Origin of the sequence: Piscinibacter sp. HJYY11, from assembly GCF_016735515.1 — a bacterium.
Taxonomy (GTDB): domain Bacteria; phylum Pseudomonadota; class Gammaproteobacteria; order Burkholderiales; family Burkholderiaceae_C; genus Rhizobacter.
The window spans coordinates 325,288-348,593 of record NZ_JAERQZ010000002.1 but is presented as its reverse complement, the minus strand read 5'-3'; the positions used below and the strand labels follow the sequence as shown (position 1 = coordinate 348,593).

Below are 23,306 nucleotides of genomic sequence, written 5' to 3'. Positions count from 1 at the left end.
GAAAACCCGGCCGATAACGGTTGAAGGAGGTTTCCGTGCATAAATCACGGCCTCCAAAACCGCCCGCTTATGCGCGCCGAATAAGGCGTTTGATGCGATTCAGTTCACACAAACGCCCTGCGGAAAAGAGCATAAGCATCAGGGCGCGGGCTATCCTCGTCGACATCCTGAGTGGTATTGCGTCCGAGGTTTTTTCATGCCCACCATCGTCCAAACCGTCAACGGCAAAGTGACCGGCCTCTGGGGCTCTGCGCTGCGACGCACGCCCGACGGAAAACTCATCCCTTTAAAGATGGGTGACGTGGTTCTCAAGGGCGACGTGATCCTCACGACGCAAGACGGCCTGGTGCAGCTCACCCCCGAGCCGGACGCGCCTGGCACCGCCACCGCGGCCGCCAAGACACCCGCCACGCCCTCGGTCGATGAAGTCGACCGCGTGATCGCCGAGCTGAACGAGCCCGACGCACAGACAGCGCCCGCCGCCGGCCTGAACCCGGGCGACGGTGGCGGCCTGCAGCCCGGCCTGCGCGTGGGCCGCATCGCGGAAGACGTGACCCCGGCCGCGCTGACCCAGACCACCGGCGTGGAGCCGACCGGCACCGTGCCCACCTTCACCACCGCGCCCGAGGAACAGGTCGCCGCGACCCCGGCCGCCCCGGCCACGCCCAACGACCGCCCCACCGCCACGCCGGCCACCGTGTCGGGCAACGAAGACGCCACGCTCCCCATCTCGCTCGGCGGCGCCGACACCGACGGCACCGTCGCCGGCGTCACCATCGTCGGCATCCCCGCCGGCAGCACGCTGCTGCTCGCCGATGGCGTGACTCCCGTCACCGTCGGCCAGACGCTGACCCCGGCGCAGGCCGCCGGCCTGCTCTTCCGCCCGGCGCCTGATTTCAACGGCGGCGCGGCCGTCACCTTCACCGTCACCGACGACCGGGGTTCCGTCTCGGCGCCCGCCACGGCGCAGATCACCGTGCTCCCGGTCAACGACACGCCGCTCGCCAACACCGGCATCGCCACCGCGGGCCCTGAATACAGCAGCATTCCGGTCAACCTGGGCGGCACCGACATCGATGGCACCGTCACCGGCATCACCATCACCAGCCCGCCCGCGGGCGGCAGCCTCTTCCTGGCCGATGGCGTGACGCCGGTCGTGCCCGGCACCGTGCTCACCCCGGCCCAGGCGTCGAGCCTGGTGTTCGTGCCGAACCCCGGCTTCACCGGCAGCACGCCGATCGGCTACACCGTCACCGACAACGAAGGCGCCAGTTCCTCGGCCGCCGTCGCGCAGGTCAACGTGACGCCGGTGCCGACCACCGTCACGCTGTCGAGCTCGGCTCCGGCCGTGGCCGAAGGCGGCAGCGTGGTCTACACCGCGACCGTCGACCACCCGGTCGCCGGTTCGGCGCTCGTCATCACGCTGTCGAACGGCAGCACCATCACCATCCCCGTCGGCCAGAGCAGCGGCAACAGCGCCCCCGTCGTGCCGCGCGCCGACGACGCCTACGCACAAGGCACGCAGACGCAGACCATCGGCGTCGCCTCGACCACCGGCGGCAACTTCTCGTCGCTCGTCGCCACCAGCACCGTCGCCACCAGCGTGAGCGACGACAGCGACAGCACCACCGTCTCGCTCGGCGCCTCGGCCGCATCGGTCACCGAAGGCGGCAGCGTCGTCTACACCGCCACGCTCACCAACCCGGTGAGCGGCTCGCCGCTGGTGATCACGCTCTCGAACGGGCAGACCATCACCATTCCGGTCGGCGCCAGCAGCGGCTCGAGCGCACCGTTTGCGGTGCGCGGCGATGACGCGCAAGTCCAGGGCACCGACACCCTGAGCGTCAACATCACCGGCACCACCGGCGGCAACTTCGAAGCGGTCACGCCGGTCGGCACCGCGACGACCACCGTCACCGACGACGCCGACGTCTCCACCGTCACCCTCACCGCCTCGGCCGCCACCGTCGTCGAAGGCGGCAGCATCTCCTACACCGCCACCACGAGCGCGCCCGTCACCGGCAGCCCGTTGGTCGTGACGCTCTCCAACGGCGCCACGATCACCATCCCGGTCGGCGCGAGCAGCGCGACCTCGGCTCCGATCGCCGTGCGCCCGGACGACGTGCAGGTGCAAGGCACCGACACGGTCACCGCCACCATCACCGGCGCCACCGGCGGCAATTACGAGTCGCTCACCGCCACCGGTGCGCCGACGACCACCGTCACCGACGACGCCGACACCAGCACCCTCACCCTGGGTGTGTCTGCCGCGTCCGTGGCCGAAGGCGGCAGCCTCACCTACACCGCGAGCGTCAGTGCGCCCGTCGTGGGCTCGCCGCTGGTCGTGACGCTCAGCAATGGCCAGACGATCACCATCCCGGTGGGCGCGAGCAGCGCCAGCTCGGCGCCTTTCGCCGTGCGCGCCGACGATGCCGACCTGCAAGGCAACGACACGCTCAGCGTGACCGTCACCGGCACCACCGGCGGCGCCTACGAGTCGCTCGTGTCCACCGGCACCGCCACCACCACGGTGACCGACGACAGCGACGCCACGACCGCCACGCTCACCGCCTCGGCCGCGTCCGTCACCGAAGGCGGCAGCATCGTCTACACCGCCACGCTCAACAACGTGGTCACCGGCTCGCCGGTGGTGCTGACGCTGAGCAACGGCCAGACCATCACCATCCCCGTGGGCGCCAGCAGCGCCAGCAGCGCGCCGTTTGCCGTGCGCGCCGACGACGCACAGGTGCAAGGCACCGACACGCTCAACGTCAGCATCACCAACAGCAGCGGCGGCCGCTTCGAAGCCATCACCGCCGGCGGCTCGGTCGCCACCCTCGTCACCGACGACGCCGACCCGACCACCGTCACCGTGAGCGCCTCGGCCGCCAACGTGACCGAAGGCGGCTCCATCGTCTACACCGTCTCGCTCAGCAATGCCGTGAGCGGCTCGCCGCTCACCGTCACGCTCAGCAACGGCCAGAGCGTCACCATCCCGGTCGGCCAGAGCAGCGCCTCGACCGCCGCCTTCACCGTGCGGCCGGACGACGTGCAAGTGCAACCGGACGACACGCTCACCGTCACCGTGACGGGCAGCACCGGCGGCAACTTCGAAGCCCTCACGCCCACCGGCTCGGCCGTCACCACCGTTCGCGATGACGCTGACGTCTCGACCGTCACCCTCACCTCGTCGGCCGCCAGCGTGGCCGAAGGTGGCAGCGTGGTCTACACCGCCACCGTGAGCGCGCCGGTCGTCGGGTCGCCGCTCGTCATCTCGCTGACCAACGGCCAGACCATCACCATCCCCGTCGGCCAGAGCACGGCCGACAGCGCGCCCTTCGCCGTGCGCGCAGACGACAACTTCGTGCAGGGCGCCCAGAGCTTCAGCGTGGGCATTGCCGGCACGAGCGGCGGCAGCTACGAGGCCGTCGCCACCACGAGCACCGTCAGCACCACCGTCACCGACGACGCCGACGTGTCCACCGTCACCCTCACCGCCACGCCGAGCGTGGCCGAGGGCGGCACCATCGTCTACACCGCCACGCTTTCGTCGGCCGCGCAGACCGCCGTGGTCGTGACGCTGGCCAACGGCTCCATCATCAACATCGCGGCCGGTGCCTCCTCGGGCACGGTCAACGTGGCCGCGCCCACCGACGACGTCTACCTCGACGCCGGCTCGGTCTCGCAGACCATTGCCAGCGCCAGCGGTGGCAACTTCGAGTCGCTGCAGGTCAACCCGGCCGCTGCCAGCACGACCATCACCGACACGCTCGACGCCACCACGGTGAGCCTCACCGGCGACCCCACGCTCGCCGAAGCGGGCAGCGCCAGCTACACCGTCTCGCTCACGAGCCCGGCGCAGGGCAGCGCCGTCACCGTCACGCTCACCTACAGCGGCACCGCCGCCAACGGCAGCGACTTCACCGGCACCACCACCGTCACCATCCCCGCGGGCAGCAGCTCGGCCACGTTCAGCATCGCCGCGCTCGACGACGCGCTGGCCGAAGGCCCCGAGAGCTTCACCGTCGCCATCGGCGCGGCGAGCGGCGGCAATTTCGAGAGCCTGGTCATCAGCGGCGCCAACGGATCGGTGACGACCGGCATCGTCGACAACGACATCTCGACCGTGAGCCTCAGCGCCACGCCCTCGATCACCGAGGCCGGCGGCACCATCGTCTACACCGCCACCGTCACGCAGGCGCCGACCACCGCGCTCGACGTCACGCTCTCCAACGGCGCCGTCATCACCATCGCCGCCGGCGCGCTGAGCGGCACGGCGAGCGTGCCCGTCGCCGCGAACGAAGACGTGTACCTCGATGCCACCAGCATCAGCGCCACCATCGCCAGCACCTCGGGCGGCGGCATTCCGCTCGCCGTGGACCCGGCACCCGCCGTCACCACCGTCACCGACACCATCGACACGGCCGAAGTGCGCCTGCAGGCCCAGCCCGCGGTCAACGAAGGCGGCATGATCCTTTACGCGGCCGTGCTGTCGCACCCGGCGCAGACCGCCGTGACCGTGACGCTCTCGACCGGCGACACAATCACCATCAACGCCGGCAGCGCCTTCGGCGCGATCGTCCTGCCCGCCCCGAGCGACGACGTGTACGCGGACGCCGGCCCTGTCTCGGTGACGATCACCAATGCCAGCGGCGGCAACTTCGAGAACCTGACGGTCGACCCGACGCCGGCCGTCACCACCATCAACGACACGGTCGACACCACCACCCTCTCGCTGACCGCGACACCCGCGGTCGCCGAGGGCGGGACCATCGTCTACACCGCGAGCCTCACCTCGCCTGCCCAGACCGACGTGACGGTCACGCTGTCGAACAGCGCCGTCATCACCATCGCCGCCGGGGCCAGCAGCGGCACCGTCACCGTGCCGGCGCCGGCCGACGACGTGTACACCGACGCGGCGAACGAGTCGGTCACCATCAGCAGCGCCAACGGCGGCAACTTCGAAAACCTCGTCGTCAACACCTCGCCGGCCGTCACCGCCGTCAGCGACACGACGGACACCAGCACCGTCACCCTCACCGCCACGCCGACCGTGGCCGAAGGCGGCAACATCGTCTACACCGCCACCCTCAGCGCCCCGGCGCAGAGCGACGTGACGGTGACGCTGTCGAACGGCGCCACGATCACCATCCTTGCCAACTCGAGCAGCGGCTCGGTGCCGGTGCCCGCGCCCACCGACGACGTGTACCTCGACGCCGGCTCGGTGTCGGTCACCATCACGAACGCCAGCGGCGGCAACTTCGAGAACCTGGTGCGCAACCCGGCTGCGGCGGTGACCACCATCACCGACACGGTCGACAACAGCACCGTCAGCCTGACCGCGTCGCCCTCGGTCGCCGAAGGCGGCAACATCGTCTACACCGCCAGCTTGAGCGCACCGGCCCAGTCGGCCGTGACGGTCACGCTGTCGAACAACGCCGTCATCACCATCGCCGCCGGTGCCAGCACCGGCACGGTGAGCGTGCCTGCCCCGACCGACGACGTCTACACCGACGCGAGCAACGTGTCGGCCACCATCAGCACCGCCACCGGCGGCAACTTCGAGAACCTGACGGTCAACCCGGCCGCGGCCATCACCGCGATCACCGACACGGTCGACAGCACCACCGTCTCGCTCACCGCCACGCCGGCCGTCAGCGAAGGCGGCAGCATCGTCTACACGGCCACGCTGACCTCCGTCGCGCAAGGCCCGGTCACCGTCACGCTCCAGAGCGGCACGACCATCACCATCCCGAACGGTGCGTCGAGCGCCTCGATCACCGTGCCCGCCCCGGGCGACGACGTGTACGTGGACGCGGGCAACGTGTCCGACCGCATCACCTCGGCATCCGGTGGCAACTTCGAGAACCTGGTCGTCGACGCCACGCCGGCGGTCACCGCCGTCAGCGACACGATCGGCACCACCACCGTCTCGCTCACCGGCTCGCCCAGCGTCGCCGAAGGCGGCAACATCAGCTACACCGCCAGCCTCACCGCACCGGCGCAGGCCAACGTCACGGTCACGCTGTCGGACGGCAGCACCGTCACCATTCCCTCGGGCGCGAGCGCGGTCACCTTCACGCGCGCAGCGCCGGGCGACGACGTGCACGTCGACGCCGGCCCTGTGAGCCTGGCCATCACCGGCGCCTCGGGCGGCAACTTCGAGAACCTGGTGTTCAACGGCACGCCGGCGACGACCACCGTCACCGACACGATCGACACCACCACCGTCTCGCTGACCGGCACCGCCTCGGTCGCCGAAGGCGGCAGCATCGTCTACACCGCGAACCTCACCGCGCCGGCCGACACCGACGTGACGGTGCGCCTGTCCAACAACGCCACCATCACCATCGCGGCCGGCACCAGCAGCGCCTCGATCACGGTGCCCGCGCCGACCGACGACGTCTACAACGACGCCGGCAACCTCTCGGTGCGCATCGACTCGGCGAGCGGCGGCAACTTCGAGAACCTGTCGGTCGACGCCACGCCGGTCGTCACCGCCGTCAGCGACACCGCCGACACCACCACCGTCTCGCTCACCGCCACGCCGGCGGTGGCCGAAGGCGGCAGCATCGTCTACACCGCCTCGCTCACCTCGCCCGCCCAGGGCAACGTGACCGTCACGCTGCAGAGCGGCGCCACCATCACCATCCTCAGCGGCGCCTCCACCGGCTCCGTCACCGTGCCCGCACCGACGGACGACGTGCTCGTCGACGCCAGCACCGTGTCGAACCGCATCACCGGCGCGACCGGTGGCAACTTCGAGAGCCTGGTGGTCGACGCCACGCCGGCGACCACCGCCGTCAGCGACACTGTCGACACCACCACCGTGAGCCTGAGCGGCTCGGGCTCGGTCATCGAAGGCAACGCCGGCAGCTACACCGTCTCGCTCACGAGCGCGGCGCAGACCGCCGTCACCGTCACCTTGACCTACAGCGGCACGGCCGCCGATGGCAGCGACTTCACCGGCGTCACCACCGTCACCATCCCGGCCGGCAGCAGCTCGGCCAATTTCTCGATCGCCTCGATCGACGACGCCGCGGCCGAAGGCAGCGAGAACTTCACCGTCGCGATCAACACCGCGACCGGCGGCAACTTCGAAAACCTGGTGGTCAGCGCCACCAACGGCAGCGTGACCACCGGCATCGTCGACAACGACGTCTCGGTCGTCAGCCTGTCCGCCACGCCGGCCATCACCGAAGCCGGCGGCAGCATCGTCTACACCGCCACGCTGAGCCAGGCGCCGGTGTCCGACCTCACGGTCAACCTTTCCAACGGCGCCACCATCACCGTGACCGCCGGCTCGCTGACCGGCACGGTGAACGTGCCCGTCGCCGCCGACGAAGACGTCTACGTCGACCCGACGAGCGTCAGCGCCACCATCACCGGCACCTCGGGTGGGGGCATCGCGCTCAGCATCGACCCGACGCCGGCCACCACCGCCGTCAACGACACCCTCAACACGACCACCGTGTCGCTGTCGGCCACGCCGACGGTCGCCGAAGGCGGCTCCATCGTCTACACCGCCACGCTCACGAGCGCGGCGCAGTCGCCCGTCACCGTCAACCTGTCGAACGGCCAGCAGATCAATATCGCGGCCGGTGCGACCACCGGCACGCTGACGCTCGCCGCCCCCGGCGACGACGCGCTGGCCGATGCCGGCACCGTCTCGCTCAGCATCGCTTCCGCGAGCGGCGGCAACTTCGAATCGCTGGTGCGCGACCCGGCCCCGGCCGTGACCACCGTCACCGACACGGTCGACACCACCACCGTCACGCTGACCGCCTCGCCCACCGTGGCCGAAGGTGGCAGCATCGTCTACACCGCGACGCTGAACAACGCCGCCGGCACCGACGTGACCGTGCGCCTGTCCAACGGCGCGCAGATCGTCATCGCCGCCGGCAGCTCGCAGAGCAGCGTCTCGGTCCCGGCACCGGGCGAAGACGTCTACGTCGACGCCGGCAACGTCTCGGTCACGATCGACACCGCCACCGGCGGCAACTTCGAGAACCTGGTCGCGAGCCCTGCTGCGGCCGTGACCGCCGTCACCGACACGGTCAACAACACCACCGTCACCCTCACCGCCACGCCGACCGTGGCCGAGGGCGGCAACATCGTCTACACCGCGACGCTCACGAGCGTGGCGCAGTCGCCGGTCACGGTACTGTTGTCGAACGGCCAGCAGATCACCATCCCGGCCAATGCATCGAGCAGCACGCTCACGCTGCCGGCCCCGGGCGAAGACGCCCTGGTCGACGCGGGCCCGGTCTCGGTCACGATCAACAGCGCCACCGGCGGCAACTTCGAGAACCTGGTGGTGAACCCGGCCCCGGCCACCACCAACGTCACCGACACGATCGACACCACCACCGTGTCGCTCACCGCCACCGGCACCGTCGCCGAAGGCGGCAACATCGTCTACACCGCCTCGCTCACCAGCCCGGCGGGCAGCGACGTCACCGTCACGCTGTCGAACAACGCGGTCATCACCATCCTGGCCGGCACCTCGTCGGGCAGCGTGAGCGTGCCCGCGCCGGGCGACGACGTGCTGGTCGACGCCGCCAACGTCAGCGCCACCATCGCCACCGCCACCGGCGGCAACTTCGAGAACCTGGTGCGCGACACGACGCCGGCCGTCACCAGCGTCACCGACACGGTCGACACCACGACCGTCAGCCTCACCGCCACGCCCACCGTGGCCGAAGGCGGCAACATCACCTACACCGCCTCGCTGAACAACCCGGCGGGCAGCAACGTGACCATCACGCTGTCGAACAGCGCGGTCATCACCATCCTCGCGGGCAACTCGACGGGCACCGTCACCGTGCCGGCGCCGAGCGAAGACTTCGTCGTCGACGCCGGTCCCGTCTCGGCCACGATCGCCAGCGCCACCGGCGGCAACTTCGAGAGCCTCGCCATCGACCCGGCGCCGGCCACCACCTCGGTGACCGACACCATCGGCACGACGACCCTCACGCTCGCGGCCACCGGCACCGTCGCCGAAGGCGGCAGCATCGTCTACACCGCCTCGCTCACGAGCCCGGCGGGCACCGACCTCGTCATCACGCTGTCGAACACGCGCACCATCACCATCCCGGCCGGGGCCTCGCAGGCCAGCATCAGCGTGCCCGCGCCGACCGATGACGCGCTCATCGACGCCGGCACCGTGTCGGCCAGCATCACCGGCACCAGCGGCGGCAACTTCGAGAACCTCTCGGTCAACGCCGCCCCGGCCACGACGAACATCACCGACACGGTCGACAACACGACCGTGACCCTCACCGCCACCGGCACCGTGGCCGAGGGCGGCAACATCACCTACACCGCCTCGCTGAACAACGCGGCAGGCACCGACGTGACGGTGCGCCTGTCGAACGGCGCGCAGATCACCATCCTGGCTGGCGCCTCGACCGGCACGGTCACCGTGCCTGCGCCGGGCGACGACGCGATCGTCGACGCCGGCACCGTCTCGGCCACCATCACCACCGCCACCGGCGGCAACTTCGAGCAGCTGACGATCAGCCCCACGGCGGCCACGACCACCGTCACGGACACGGTCAACACCACCACCGTCACGCTCACCGCGAGCCCCTCGGTCGCCGAGGGCGGCTCCATCGTCTACACCGCCGCGCTCAACAACGTGGCCGACACCGACGTGACGGTGCGCCTGTCGAACAACGCGGTCATCACCATTCCGGCGGGCAGCTCGTCGGGCACGGTCGCCGTGCTCGCGCCCACCGACGACGTGTACGTGGATGCGAGCACCGTCTCGGCCACCATCGACTCGGCCACCGGCGGCAACTTCGAGAACCTGGTCGTCGACCCCGCCGCGGCGAGCACCAGCATCACCGACACGCTGACCACCACCACCGTGAGCCTGAGCGGCTCGGGCTCGGTGGCCGAAGGCGCCTCGGGCAGCTACACCGTCTCGCTCACGAGCCCGGCGCAGACGACGGCCGTGACCGTCACGCTCAGCTACAGCGGCACCGCCGCCAACGGCAGCGACTTCACCGGCGTGACCACCGTCACCATCCCCGCGGGCGCGAGCTCGGCCAACTTCAGCATCGCGACGATCGACGACGCGATCGCCGAAGGCGCCGAGAGCTTCACCCTCACCATCGCCAGCGCCACCGGCGGCAACTTCGAGCAGCTCGCCGTGAGCGGCAGCGCCGGCTCGCTGACCACCGGCATCGTCGACAACGACATCTCCACGCTGAGCCTGGAGGCCACGCCCTCGCTGACCGAAGCAGGCGGCACCATCGTCTACACCGCGGTGCTCACGCAGGCCCCGGTGAGCGACCTCGACGTGACGCTGTCGAACGGCCAGACCATCCGCATCAACGCCGGCAGCCTGACCGGCAGCGTGAGCGTGCCGTTCGCCGCCAACGAAGACGTGTACGTCGACCCGACGAGCGTCAGCGCCACCATCACCGGCACCAGCGGCGGCGGCATCGCCCTCTCCGTCAACCCGGCACCGGCCGTCACCAGCATCGCCGACACCGTCGACACGACGAGCGTCTCCATCGCCGGCCCCGGCGCCCTGACCGAAGGCACGAGCGGCACCTACACCCTCACGCTGACGAACCCGGCGCTGACCGACGTCACCGTGACCCTCGCCTACAGCGGCACGGCCAGCAGCGCCGACCGCAGCGGCGTGACCACCGTCACCATCCCGGCGGGCGCCACCTCGGCCACCTTCAGCGTGGCCGCGCTCGACGACGCGTTTGCGGACTCCGGCGAGACCGTGGTCGTCACCATCGCTGGCGCCACCGGCGGCAGCTTCGAGAACCTCGCGGTCGGTGCGGCCAGCAGCGTCACCACCACGATCGGCGACGAAGCAGCGCCCGACACCGTGCTCGTGAGCCTCAGCGGCCCGGCCAGCGTGACCGAAGGGGCAGCCACCTCGAACTACACCGTGACGCTCGGCCAGGCCGCCGTGACGGCGGTGACGGTCAACCTCGCCTACAGCGGCACCGCCGTCGACGGCAGCGACTACAACCGCGTGGTGAGCGTCACCATCCCGGCCGGCGCCACCAGCGCCACCTTCAACCTGGCGACGCTCGACGACGTGATCGCCGATTCGGGCGACACCATCGTCGTGTCGCTCGGCGGCATCAGCGGCGGCGGCTTCGAGGCCATCGCCGCCAACGGCGCGGCCAGCAGCGTCACCACCGTCATCAACGACGAGACCCCGGCCGACGTGACCACCGTGTCGCTGACCGCGACCAACACCGTCGCCGAAGGCGGCAGCATCGTCTACACCGCCCAGCTCACGAGCGTGGCGCAGACCAACGTGACGGTGCAGCTGTCGAACAGCCAGCAGATCACCATCTTCGCCGGCAACACCAGCGGCAGCATCACCGTGCCGGCGCCGGCCGAAGACGTCTACACCGACGCCGGCAGCGTGTCGGCCAGCATCACCGGCGCGAGCGGCGGCGGATTCGAGTCGCTGGTGCACAGCACCACCCCGGCCGTCACCACCGTCACCGACACGATTGACACCACCACGCTCAGCCTGAGCGGCAGTGCGTCGGTCAACGAAGGCGCGTCGGGCAGCTACACCCTCTCGCTCACCGCCCCGGCCCAGGGCGCCGGCGTGACCGTGACCCTGCGCTACAGCGGCACCGCGGCCAACGGCAGCGACTTCAGCGGCGTCACCACCGTCACCATCCCGGCCGGCAGCAGCGCGGCCAGCTTCAACATCGCGACGATCGACGACAACCTGGCCGAGGGCGCCGAGAGCTTCACCGTCACGATCGACGGTGCGACCGGGGGCAACTTCGAGAACCTGGTGGTGAGCGGCGCGAATTCGTCGGTGTCCACCGGCATCGTCGACAACGACGTGTCGACCATCGCCACCGTGTCGGCCGCGAGCGCCGTCGAGACGGTGAGCGTGGTGCACACGGTGACGCTGTCGAACCCGTCGACCACGCCGACCACCTACTCGCTCTCGCTCACCGATGGCACGGCCGTCGGCGGCACCGACTACACCGCCTCGCTGACGAATGCCTCGTTCAGCAACGGCGTGACCATCTCCGGCGGCTTGATCACCGTGCCGGCGGGCGTCACCTCGTTCACCGTGAGCGTGCCCACGCTCGGCGACACCATCGACGAAGCCGACGAGACCTACACGCTCAACGTGGGCGGCGTGGCCGCCACGGGCACCGTGCTCGACGACGACGCAGCCCCGACCATCGCCTCGGTCTCGCCGGCCTCCGCCGCCGAAGGCACGGGCCTCGTGCACACCGTCACCCTGAGCAACGCCTCCAGCTCGGCCACGAGCTTCGCCTACACGCTGGGCGGTGGCACCGCCACCGGCGGCACCGACTACGGCACGCCGACCTTCAGCAACGGCGTCACCCTCTCGGGCGGCAACCTCATCGTGCCGGCCGGCGTCACCAGCTTCACCGTGACCGTGCCCAGCACGCAGGACACGGTCGACGAGCCGGACGAGACCTACAACCTGTCGGTGGGCGGCGTGGCCGCCACCGGCACCATCGGCGACGACGATGCCGCGCCCACGGTCGCCAGCGTCTCGCCCGCGACGCAGGTCGAAGGCACGGCCCTCGTGCACACCGTGACGCTGACGAACGCCTCGTCGGTTGCCACGAGCTACGCCTACACGCTGGGCGGCGGCACCGCCACCAGCGGCAGCGACTACACCGCACCGCCGACCTTCAGCAACGGCGTCACCCTCTCGGGCGGCAACCTCATCGTGCCGGCCGGCGTCACCTCGTTCACGATCACGGTGCCGACCAGCCAGGACACGATCGACGAAGGCAACTTCGAGACCTACGACCTCAACGTTGGCGGCATCGCGGCGCTGGGCACGATCACCGACGACGACAACGCACCGACCATCTCGTCGGTGTCGAGCGCGAGCGCGGTCGAGGCGAGCAGCATCGTCCACACCGTGGCGCTGACCAACCCCTCGTCGGTCGCGACCACCTACACGCTGTCGTTCACCAACGGCACCGCTTCGGGCGCCGACTACACCTCGACGCTCACCAACGCCAACTTCAGCAACGGCGTGACCATCTCCGGCGGCACGATCACCGTGCCGGCGGGCGTGACCTCGTTCACCGTCTCGGTGCCGACCACGGCCGACACCATCGACGAAGCCAACGAGACCTACACCCTCACCATCGGCGCGGCCGCCGGCACCGGCACGATCAACGACGACGACAACGCGCCCACCGTCGCGACCGTCACGGCCGACACGCAGAACGAAGGCACCGCCCTCGTCCACACCGTCACGCTGTCGAACGCGTCCAGCGTGGCGACGAGCTTCGCCTACACGCTGGGTGGCGGCACCGCCGCCGCCGGTGGCGTCGACTACGGCAACGCGACCTTCAGCAACGGCGTCACGCTCTCGGGCGGCAACCTGATCGTGCCCGCCGGTGTCACCAGCTTCACCGTCACCGTGCCCACCACGCAGGACACGATCGACGAGCCGAACGAGACCTACAACCTCAGCGTCGGTGGCGTCTCTGCCCTCGGCACGATCAACGACGACGACAACGCGCCGATCGTCGCGTCGGTCAGCGCGGCCTCCGCCACCGAAGGCAGCAACGTGCTGCACACCGTGACGTTGAGCAACGCCTCCTCGGTCGCGACCACCTACTCGCTGTCGTTCGCCAACGGCACGGCCTCGGGTGCCGACTACACCTCGGCCCTCACCAACGCCAGCTTCAGCAACGGCGTCACCATCTCCGGCGGCACGATCACCGTGCCGGCGGGCGTGACCTCGTTCACCGTCTCGGTGCCCACCACGCAGGACACCATCGACGAGCCGAACGAGACCTACACCTTGACGGTCGGCGGCACCTCGGGTGTTGGCACGATCAACGACGATGACAACGCACCGACGATCTCGTCGGTCACGGGGGCTTCGGCCACCGAAGGCACGAGCCTGGTCCACACCGTCACCCTGTCGAACGCTTCGAGCGTGGCGACGAGCTTCGCCTACACGCTGGGCGGCGGCACCGCCACGGGTGGCGGCGTCGACTACGGCAACGCGACCTTCAGCAACGGCGTCACGCTCTTGGGCGGCAACCTCATCGTGCCGGCCGGCGTCACCAGCTTCACCGTCACCGTGCCCACCACGCAGGACACGATCTACGAGCCGAACGAGACCTATAACCTCAACGTCGGCGGCGTCTCGGCCCTCGGCACCATCAACGACGACGACAACGCGCCGACGATCTCGTCGGTGAGCAGTGCCAACGCCACCGAAGGCAGCAACGTGCTGCACACGGTGACGCTGAGCAACGCCTCGTCGGTCGCCACGACCTACTCGCTGTCGTTCACCAACGGCACGGCCACGGGCGCCGACTACAGCTCGGCGCTCACCAACGCCAGCTTCAGCAACGGCGTGACCATCTCCGGCGGCACGATCACCGTGCCGGCGGGCGTGACCTCGTTCACCGTGAGCGTGCCCACCACGCAGGACGCGCTGGACGAAGCCGACGAGAGCTACACGCTGACCGTGGGCGGCGCCTCGGGCACCGGCACGATCACCGACGACGATGCCACCCCGACCCTCTCGGTCAACGACATCATCGTCAACGAAGCGGCCGGCACCGCCACCTTCACCGTCACGCTCTCGGCCCCGAGCGGCCAGACCGTCACGGTCAACTACGCCACCGCCGACGGCACCGCGACCACGGCCGACTACACAGCTGCCAGCGGGGTGCTGACCTTCACCCCGGGTGTCACCACCCAGACCATCACCGTCGCGATCGGCGAAGACACGATCTTCGAAGGCAGCGAGAACTTCCTCGTCAACCTCTCGGCGCCGAGCAACGCGACCCTCGCCGACGGCCAGGGCCAGGGCACCATCACCGACAACGACGCCACGCCGGTGATCGCCGGCGTCTCCAGCCCGAGCGCCGCCGAAGGCAACAGCCTGGTCTACACGGTCACCCTGTCGAACGCTTCGAGCACCGCGACGAGCTACCCCTACGCGCTGGGCGGCGGCACGGCGGCCGCGGCCGACTTCGGCACCCCGACCTTCAGCAATGGCGTCACGCTCTCGGGCGGCAGCCTCACCGTGCCGGCCGGCGTGACGAGCTTCACCGTCACCGTGCCGACCACGCAGGACGCACTCGACGAAGCCGACGAGACCGTGCCGCTGAACGTGGGCGGCGTGACGGGCACCGGCACCATCACCGACGACGACGCTGCGCCGTCGCTGAGCATCGGCGACGTGACCGTGAACGAAGCGGACGGCACTGCCACCTTCACCGTCACGCTCTCGGCCCCGAGCGGCCAGACCGTCACGGTCGGCTACGGCACGGCCAACGGCTCCGCCACCACCGCCGACTACACCGCGACCACCGGCTCGCTGACCTTCGGCCCCGGCGTCACCTCGCAGACCGTCACCGTCTCGATCGCCGAAGACACCATCTTCGAAGGCAGCGAGACCTTCACCGTCAACCTCTCGACGCCGAGCAACGCGACCATCGCCGACGGCCAGGGCGTGGCCACCATCACCGACAACGACGCGGCCCCGACTGTCGCCACCGTGTCGGCCGCCGACGCCACGGAAGGCAGCAACATCGTCCACACCGTGACGCTGAGCAACCCCTCGGCCACGGCGACCACCTACACCCTCAGCCTGGGCGGCGGCACCGCCACCGGCGGCGGTGTCGACTACACCAGCGCGCTGACCAACGCTGCCTTCAGCAACGGCGTGACGATCTCCGGCGGCACGATCACCGTGCCGGCGGGCGTGACCTCCTTCACCGTGACCGTGCCCACGATCCAGGACACGATCGACGAAGGCACTTCCGAAAGCTACAACCTGACCGTGGGCGGCGTGAGCGGCGTCGGCACCATCACCGACAACGACAACGCGCCGACCATCGCGTCGGTCACGCCCGCCACGGCCGTCGAAGGCGTGAGCTTGGTGCACACCGTGACGCTGAGCAACGCCTCCAGCGTGGCGACGAGCTTCGCCTACTCGCTGGGCGGCGGCACCGCCACCGGCGGCGGCGTCGACTACGGCAGCGCGACCTTCAGCAACGGCGTCACGCTCTCGGGCGGCAACCTCATCGTGCCGGCCGGCGTCACGAGTTTCACCGTCACCGTGCCCAGCACGCAGGACACGATCGACGAAGCCGACGAGGGCTACAACCTCAACGTGGGCGGCGTCGCCGCCAGCGGCACCATCACCGACGACGACGCGGCACCGACCATCGCCTCGGTCTCGCCGGCCTCGGCCACCGAAGGCGCGGGCCTGGTCCACACCGTCACCCTGTCGAACGCGTCCAGCGTGGCCACCAGCTTCGCCTACACCCTGGGAGGCGGCACCGCCACCGGCGGCGGCGTCGACTACGGCAGCGCGACCTTCAGCAACGGCGTCACGCTCTCGGGCGGCAACCTCATCGTGCCGGCCGGTGTCACGAGCTTCACCGTGACCGTGCTCAGCACGCAGGACACGATCGACGAGCCGAACGAGACCTACAGCCTCAGCGTCGGCGGCGTCGCCGCGCTCGGCACGATCAACGACGACGACAACGCGCCGACCATCTCGTCGGTGAGCGCCGCGACGGAAGTCGAAGGCATCAGCCTGGTCCACACCGTCACCCTGTCGAACGCTTCGAGCTCGGCCACCAGCTTCGCCTACACGCTGGGCGGCGGCAGCGCCACCGGCGGTGGCGTCGACTACAGCAACGCCACCTTCAGCAACGGCGTCACGCTCTCAGGCGGCAACCTCCTCGTGCCGGCCGGCGTCACCAGCTTCTCCATCACCGTGCCGACCACGCTCGACACGATCGACGAAGGCGCGCTCGAAACCTACAACGTCTCGGTCGGCGGCATCTCGGCCGTCGGCACCATCACCGACGACGACAACGCCCCGACGATCTCGGCGGTGTCGGCCGCCAGCGCCACCGAAGGCAGCAACGTGCTGCACACCGTGACGCTGAGCAACGCGTCCTCGGTGGCCACGACCTATTCGCTGTCTTTGGCCAACGGCACGGCCACGGGCGCCGACTACACCTCGGCCCTGACCAACGCCAACTTCAGCAACGGCGTGACCATCTCGGGCGGCACGATCACCGTGCCGGCGGGCGTGACCTCGTTCACCGTCTCGGTGCCCACCACGCAGGACACCGTCGACGAGCCGAACGAGACCTACTCGCTCACCGTGGGCGGCACCTCGGCCATCGGCACCATCAACGACGACGATGCAGCACCGACCATCGCCTCGGTGTCGAACGCGAGCGCGGTCGAAGCGAGCAGCACGGTCCACACCGTCACCCTGACCAACCCGTCGTCGGTCGCGACGACCTATACGGTCTCGTTCACCAACGGCACCGCCTCCGGCGCCGACTACAGCTCGACGCTCACCAACGCCAGCTTCAGCAACGGCGTGACGATCTCGGGCAGCACCATCACGGTCCCGGCTGGCGTCACCTCGTTCACCGTGACCGTGCCGACCACGGCCGACACCATCGACGAAGCCGACGAGACCTTCACGCTGACCGTGGGCGGTGCCTCCGGCACCGGCACGATCACCGACGACGACGCCGCGCCCACGGTGGCGACCGTCACGGCGGTCATGCAGACCGAAGGCACCGCGCTCGTCCACACCGTCACGCTCAGCAACGCTTCGAGCAGCGCGACCAGCTTCGCCTACTCGCTCGGCGGCGGCAACGCGACCGGTGGCGTCGACTACGGCAACGCGACCTTCAGCAACGGCGTCACGCTCTCCGGCGGCAACCTGATCGTGCCCGCCGGTGTCACCAGCTTCACCGTCACCGTGCCCACCACGCAGGACACGATCGACGAGCCGAACGAAACCTACAGCCTCAGTGTCGGTGGTATCTCTGCCCTCGGCACCATCAACGACGACGACAACGCGCCGACCGTCGCGTCGGTGAGCAGCGCCTCCGCCACCGAAGGCAGCAACGTGCTGCACACGGTGACGCTCAGCAATGCGTCCTCGGTCGCCACGACCTACACGCTGTCGTTCACCGACGGCACGGCCACGGGTGCCGACTACAGCTCGGCGCTCACCAACGCCAGCTTCAGCAATGGCGTCACCATCTCGGGCGGCACGATCACCGTGCCGGCGGGCGTGACCTCGTTCACCGTCTCGGTGCCCACCACGCAGGACACCATCGACGAGCCGAACGAAACCTACACCCTGACCGTTGGCGGCACTTCGGGCACCGGCACCATCAACGACGACGATGCCGCACCGACCATCTCGTCGGTGACGGCCGCCTCGTCCTCGGAAGGCGCCAACCTGGTCCACACCGTCACGCTGAGCAATGCCTCCAGCACCGCGACCAGCTTCGCCTACTCGCTGACGAACGGCACGGCAGCCGGCACGGACTACGGCACGCCGACCTTCAGCAACGGCGTCACCCTCTCGGGTGGCAACCTCATCGTGCCGGCGGGCGTGACCTCCTTCACCGTCACCATCCCCGCGACGCAGGACACGGTCGACGAGCCGGACGAAACCTACAACCTGAGCATCGGCGGCGTCACCGGTGTCGGCACCATCAACGACGACGACAACGCGCCCACGATCGCGTCGGTCAGCGCTGCCAACGCCACCGAAGGCAGCAACGTGCTGCACACGGTGACGCTGAGCAATGCCTCCTCGGTGGCCACCACCTACTCGCTGTCGCTCGCCAACGGCACCGCCTCGGCAGCCGACTACAGCAGCGCGCTCACCAACGCCAGCTTCAGCAATGGCGTGACCATCTCCGGCGGCATCATCACCGTGCCGGCTGGCGTGACGAGCTTCACCGTCGCCGTGCCGACCACGCAGGACCTGCTCGACGAGCCGAACGAGACCTACACCCTCACGGTGGGCGGCACCGCCGGCACCGGCACGATCAACGACGACGACGCGACGCCGACCCTCTCGGTCAACGATGTCACCGTCAACGAAGCCGCCGGCACCGCGACCTTCACCGTGTCGCTCTCGGCGGCATCGGGCCAGACAGTCACGGTCGGCTACAACACCAGCACGGGCACCGCGACCGGCGGCGACTTCACTGCTGCCACCGGCACGCTCACCTTCAACCCCGGCGTGACCTCGCTGACGATCACCATCACGATCGCCAACGACACCCTGACCGAGGCGACGGAGACCTTCAACGTCAACCTCGTCTCGCCGACCAACGCGACCATCCTCGACGGCACCGGCGTGGGCAGCATCGTCGACAACGACGCGCTGGCCGTGCTCGACCTCGACGCCAACAACTCCACCGCTGCCGGCACCGGCTACACCACCACCTTCACCGAGAACGGCGCGGCGGTGTCGATCGCCGACGCCGACATCTCGATCACCGACGTCGACAGCACCTCGCTGACCAGCGCCACCATCACGCTGACCAACGCGCAGGCCGGTGACGTGCTCGCGGTCGGCAGCCTGCCCGCAGGCATCACCGCCAACGTCGTGGGCAACGTGATCACGCTCACCGGCACCTCGTCTCTCGCCAACTACCAGACCGCCATCCGCGCGATCACGTTCGCCAACACCAGCGAGAACCCGAGCACCACCGATCGCGTGATCAACGTCGTCGTCAACGATGGCGGCAACAACAGCAACACCGCGCAGACCATCGTGCAGGTGGTGTCGGTCAACGACCTGCCGGCCGGCCGCAACGTCACGCTGACCACCAACGAAGACACGGCGCACGTCTTCACGCTGGCCAACTTCCTGATGAACGATGCGGAAGACGGCACCAACGTCAACCCGTCGGCGGTGCGCATCGACACCTTGCCGGTGAACGGCTCGCTCTACCTGGGCGCCGCGCTCGTGACCGCTGGCCAGGTGATCACCGCCGCGCAGATCACCGGCGGCCAGCTCACCTTCGTCCCGGCCGCGGAAGAGAACGGCAACAACTACGCCTCGTTCAACTTCAGCGTGCGCGACGCGTCCGGCGGCTTCGACGCCGCGCCCAACACGGTGACCGTCAACGTGGCCTCGGTCAACGACGGCGCACCGCTGGGCGTGAACGACAGCTTCACCACCCTGCTCGGCAGCCCGATCATCATCAGCGCCGCGCAGCTGATGGCGAACGACTCGCTGCCCGACCGTGCCGCCATCACCGGCACCTCGGCGGTGTCGGGCGGCACGCTGGTCAACAACGGCGATGGCACCTACACCTTCACGCCGACGGTTGCCGGCGCCGGCAGCTTCAGCTACACCCTGACCGACGACAACGGCCAGACCAGCACCGCCACCGTCGCGATCACCACCTACGCCACGCGTGACGACCTCATCACCGTGCACGAGAGCGCTCTCGTCGGCGGCTCCGGCGGCGGCGTGCGCTCGATCAGCGGCAACCTCCTGAGCAACGACCCGGGGGCCACGTCCATCACCAGCGTGGGCGGCGTGACCGACAACGGCGCGGGCGACCTCGATGCACGCGCCGGCTACGTCGGCGTGCAGCAGGTCGTGGGCGGCGTCAACGCCGGCGTGCTGACGGTCGACGTCTCGGGCACCGGCCTTGGCGACTACACCTACCAGCTCAACGACAACGTGGCCCATGCCGCGGGCGGTGGCAACAACACGCTGACCCAGGCGATCTCGTACGCCACCAACACCGGCAGCGGCAACGTGCAGGTCAACATCGTCGACGACCGCCCGCAGGCCTACGACCGCACGGTGAACGTGACCGAAGACGCGCTGCCGTCGTACAACCTGGTGCTGGTGCTCGACGTCTCGGGCTCCATGACCGACCAGGGCGCGGGTGGCCAGGTGCGTCAGGTCAATGCCGACGGCACGGTGAACATCACCACCCGCCTGGCGATGGCCAAGGCCGCGCTGATCGAGCTCGTGAACCAGTACTACGACCAGGCGCAGAACGTCTCGGTCAAGCTGGTCACCTTCGCCTCGACGGCGAGCGTGCTCAACGGCAACGTGGCCTATACCGACAAGACGCAGCTGATCGCCGCCATCAACGCGATCAACGGCTCGGGCGGCACCGACTACACCGAAGCGCTGAACGCGACGCAGACGGCCTTCGGCACCGTCGACCAGAGCCGCGAGAACATCCTGTACTTCCTGTCGGACGGCGTGCCCACCGAGGGCGACACCACCAGCCCGGCGGTGTCGACCGGCTTCGCCACCTTCGCGGCCAACAACAACATCTCGTCGTACGCGGTGGGCATCGGCAGCGGCATCTCCAACACCGGCCCGCTGAACGGCATCCACAACGTCGACAGCGACGGCAACGGCGTCACCGACCCGGCCATCATCGTGCCCGACCTCAACGAGCTGTCGAACACGCTCCTGACGACCGTGCCGGTGGCCAACGGCGGCAGCGTGGTGAGCGGCGCCGATGGCCTGAGCAACGCCCTCGGTGCGGACGACGGCTACGTGCAGTCGATCACCCTGCAGCTCGACACCAACAACAACGGCTCGCCCGACACGCCGGTCACCTTCACCTTCAACGGCAGCAACCAGATCAGCTGGACCGGCGGCTTCCCGGCCGGCTCGCCGCTGACCGGCGACACGCTCACGCTGAACGCCAGCCGCGGCTTCACCTACGGCACGCTGACCTTCAACTTCGCCAATGGCCAGTACACCTACTACACGGGTGGCGTGGCCTCCGAGGGCGATGCGTTCAACGTCAGCTACATCGCACGCGACAACGACGGCGACGTGACGCCGGCCACCAACCTCGCCTTCAGCGTGGTCGACGGCAAGCCGGTGGCCCGCCCCGACGTCGACACGCTCTTCGCCAACAACACGAGCTACACCGGCAACGTCATCAGCGGCAAGGACACCGACGGCGGCCTCGCCGTCGGCAGCCTCAGCACCGACTTCAGCGCGCAGGGCTCCGGTGCCGACAACGCGGTCGACGACGCGCGGGTCACCTCGGTCACCTTCCAGGGCGCGACCTTCAATCTGGTGGCAAACGGCTCGGGCACCGCCGCGGGCGGCAGCTACACGGTGAACAACGGCCAGCTGGTGTGGACGCACGCGAGCGACGGCAGCAGCCTGCGCTTCAGCAGCAACGGCGCGTACACGTACACGCCGTCGGCGGCCAACACGCCGGGCACGCCGTCGACCGGGCCGACGACCGTGGCACTCACGGGCTCCACCAGCACCGGCACCACGCTCACGATCGGCGACCTGACCTTCAGCGGCGTGGCGCGCAACTCGACGCTCGAGAACGCCGGCGTGCGCCGCACCGGTAGCGGCATCGGCGTCAACACCGACGCGGGCGCCAGCGACACGAACTCGACTGTCGGCAACCTCGAGACGCTGGTGGTGCGCTTCAACACCGCCTACGGCGTGGAGAACGTGGTCATCGACCCCTATGACGACAACAGCAACCTCGGCGGCTCGGTCGCGCTGACCTACGCGATCTACCACATCGACGGCCACCTGCTGGGCCGCGTGTACAGCAACTCGGAAGCGGCGTTCGCGATTCCCGCCGAGTACTCCAACATCGGCCGCATCGAGATCACCGCCAACAGCGACGCCTACGCCAGCATCGGCTCGATCAGGTACAACACCATCACCAACAGCACGGCCGCGGCCATCGCCCCGACGACGATTGGCTACACGCTGACCGACAGCGACGGCGACACCAGCAGCTCTACAGTGACGCTGCGCGCGATCACCAACTCGATCGCCGGCGACACGGGCAACAACACCTTGACCGGCAACGCCGCCAACGACCTCATCGACGGGGGTGCCGGCAACGACACGCTCGACGGGGGTGCCGGCCACGACCTGCTGGTGGGCGACCTCGGCAATGACAACCTGACCGGTGGCACCGGCGACGACATCCTGCGCGGCGGCGCCGGCACCGACACCCTCTCGGGTGGCGATGGCGCCGACACGCTGGCCGGTGGCTCGGGCAACGACGCGATGACCGGCGGCCTCGGGGCCGACGTGTTCAGCTGGTCGCTGGCCGACCGGGGCGGCGCGGGCTCACCGGCGGCCGACCTGATCACCGACTTCAACGCCGCCCTGCCCTCGGCCGGTGGCGACGTGCTCGACCTGCGCGACCTGCTGCAGGGCGAGATGGCGGCGTCGGGCGGCCCGGGCAACCTCGGCAACTACCTGCACTTCAGCGTGACCGGTGGCAACACCGTGATCCAGATCAGCAGCAGCGGTGGCTTCTCGACCGGCTTCAGCGCCAGCAAGACCGACCAGACCATCACGCTGCAGGGCGTGGACCTGACGGGCAACGGCGCGCTGACGACCGATCAGCAGATCATCCAGGACCTGCTGAGCAAGTCGAAGTTGCTTGTCGACGGGAGCTGATGGGCCCCCCAGTCGCTGGCGCTCCTGCCCCCGAGGGGCGCCACCCATCGGCTCG

1 protein-coding gene is annotated in these 23,306 nt (G+C 69.5%); it reads left to right on the top strand.

All coding sequences use genetic code 11. The features are described from left to right. Window positions 1-196: 196 nt before the first annotated feature. Window positions 197-23,251, top strand: a complete 23,055-nt coding sequence (locus JI745_RS25220; protein WP_201813272.1) for an immunoglobulin-like domain-containing protein — start codon at window positions 197-199, stop codon at window positions 23,249-23,251. Window positions 23,252-23,306 lie beyond the last annotated feature (55 nt).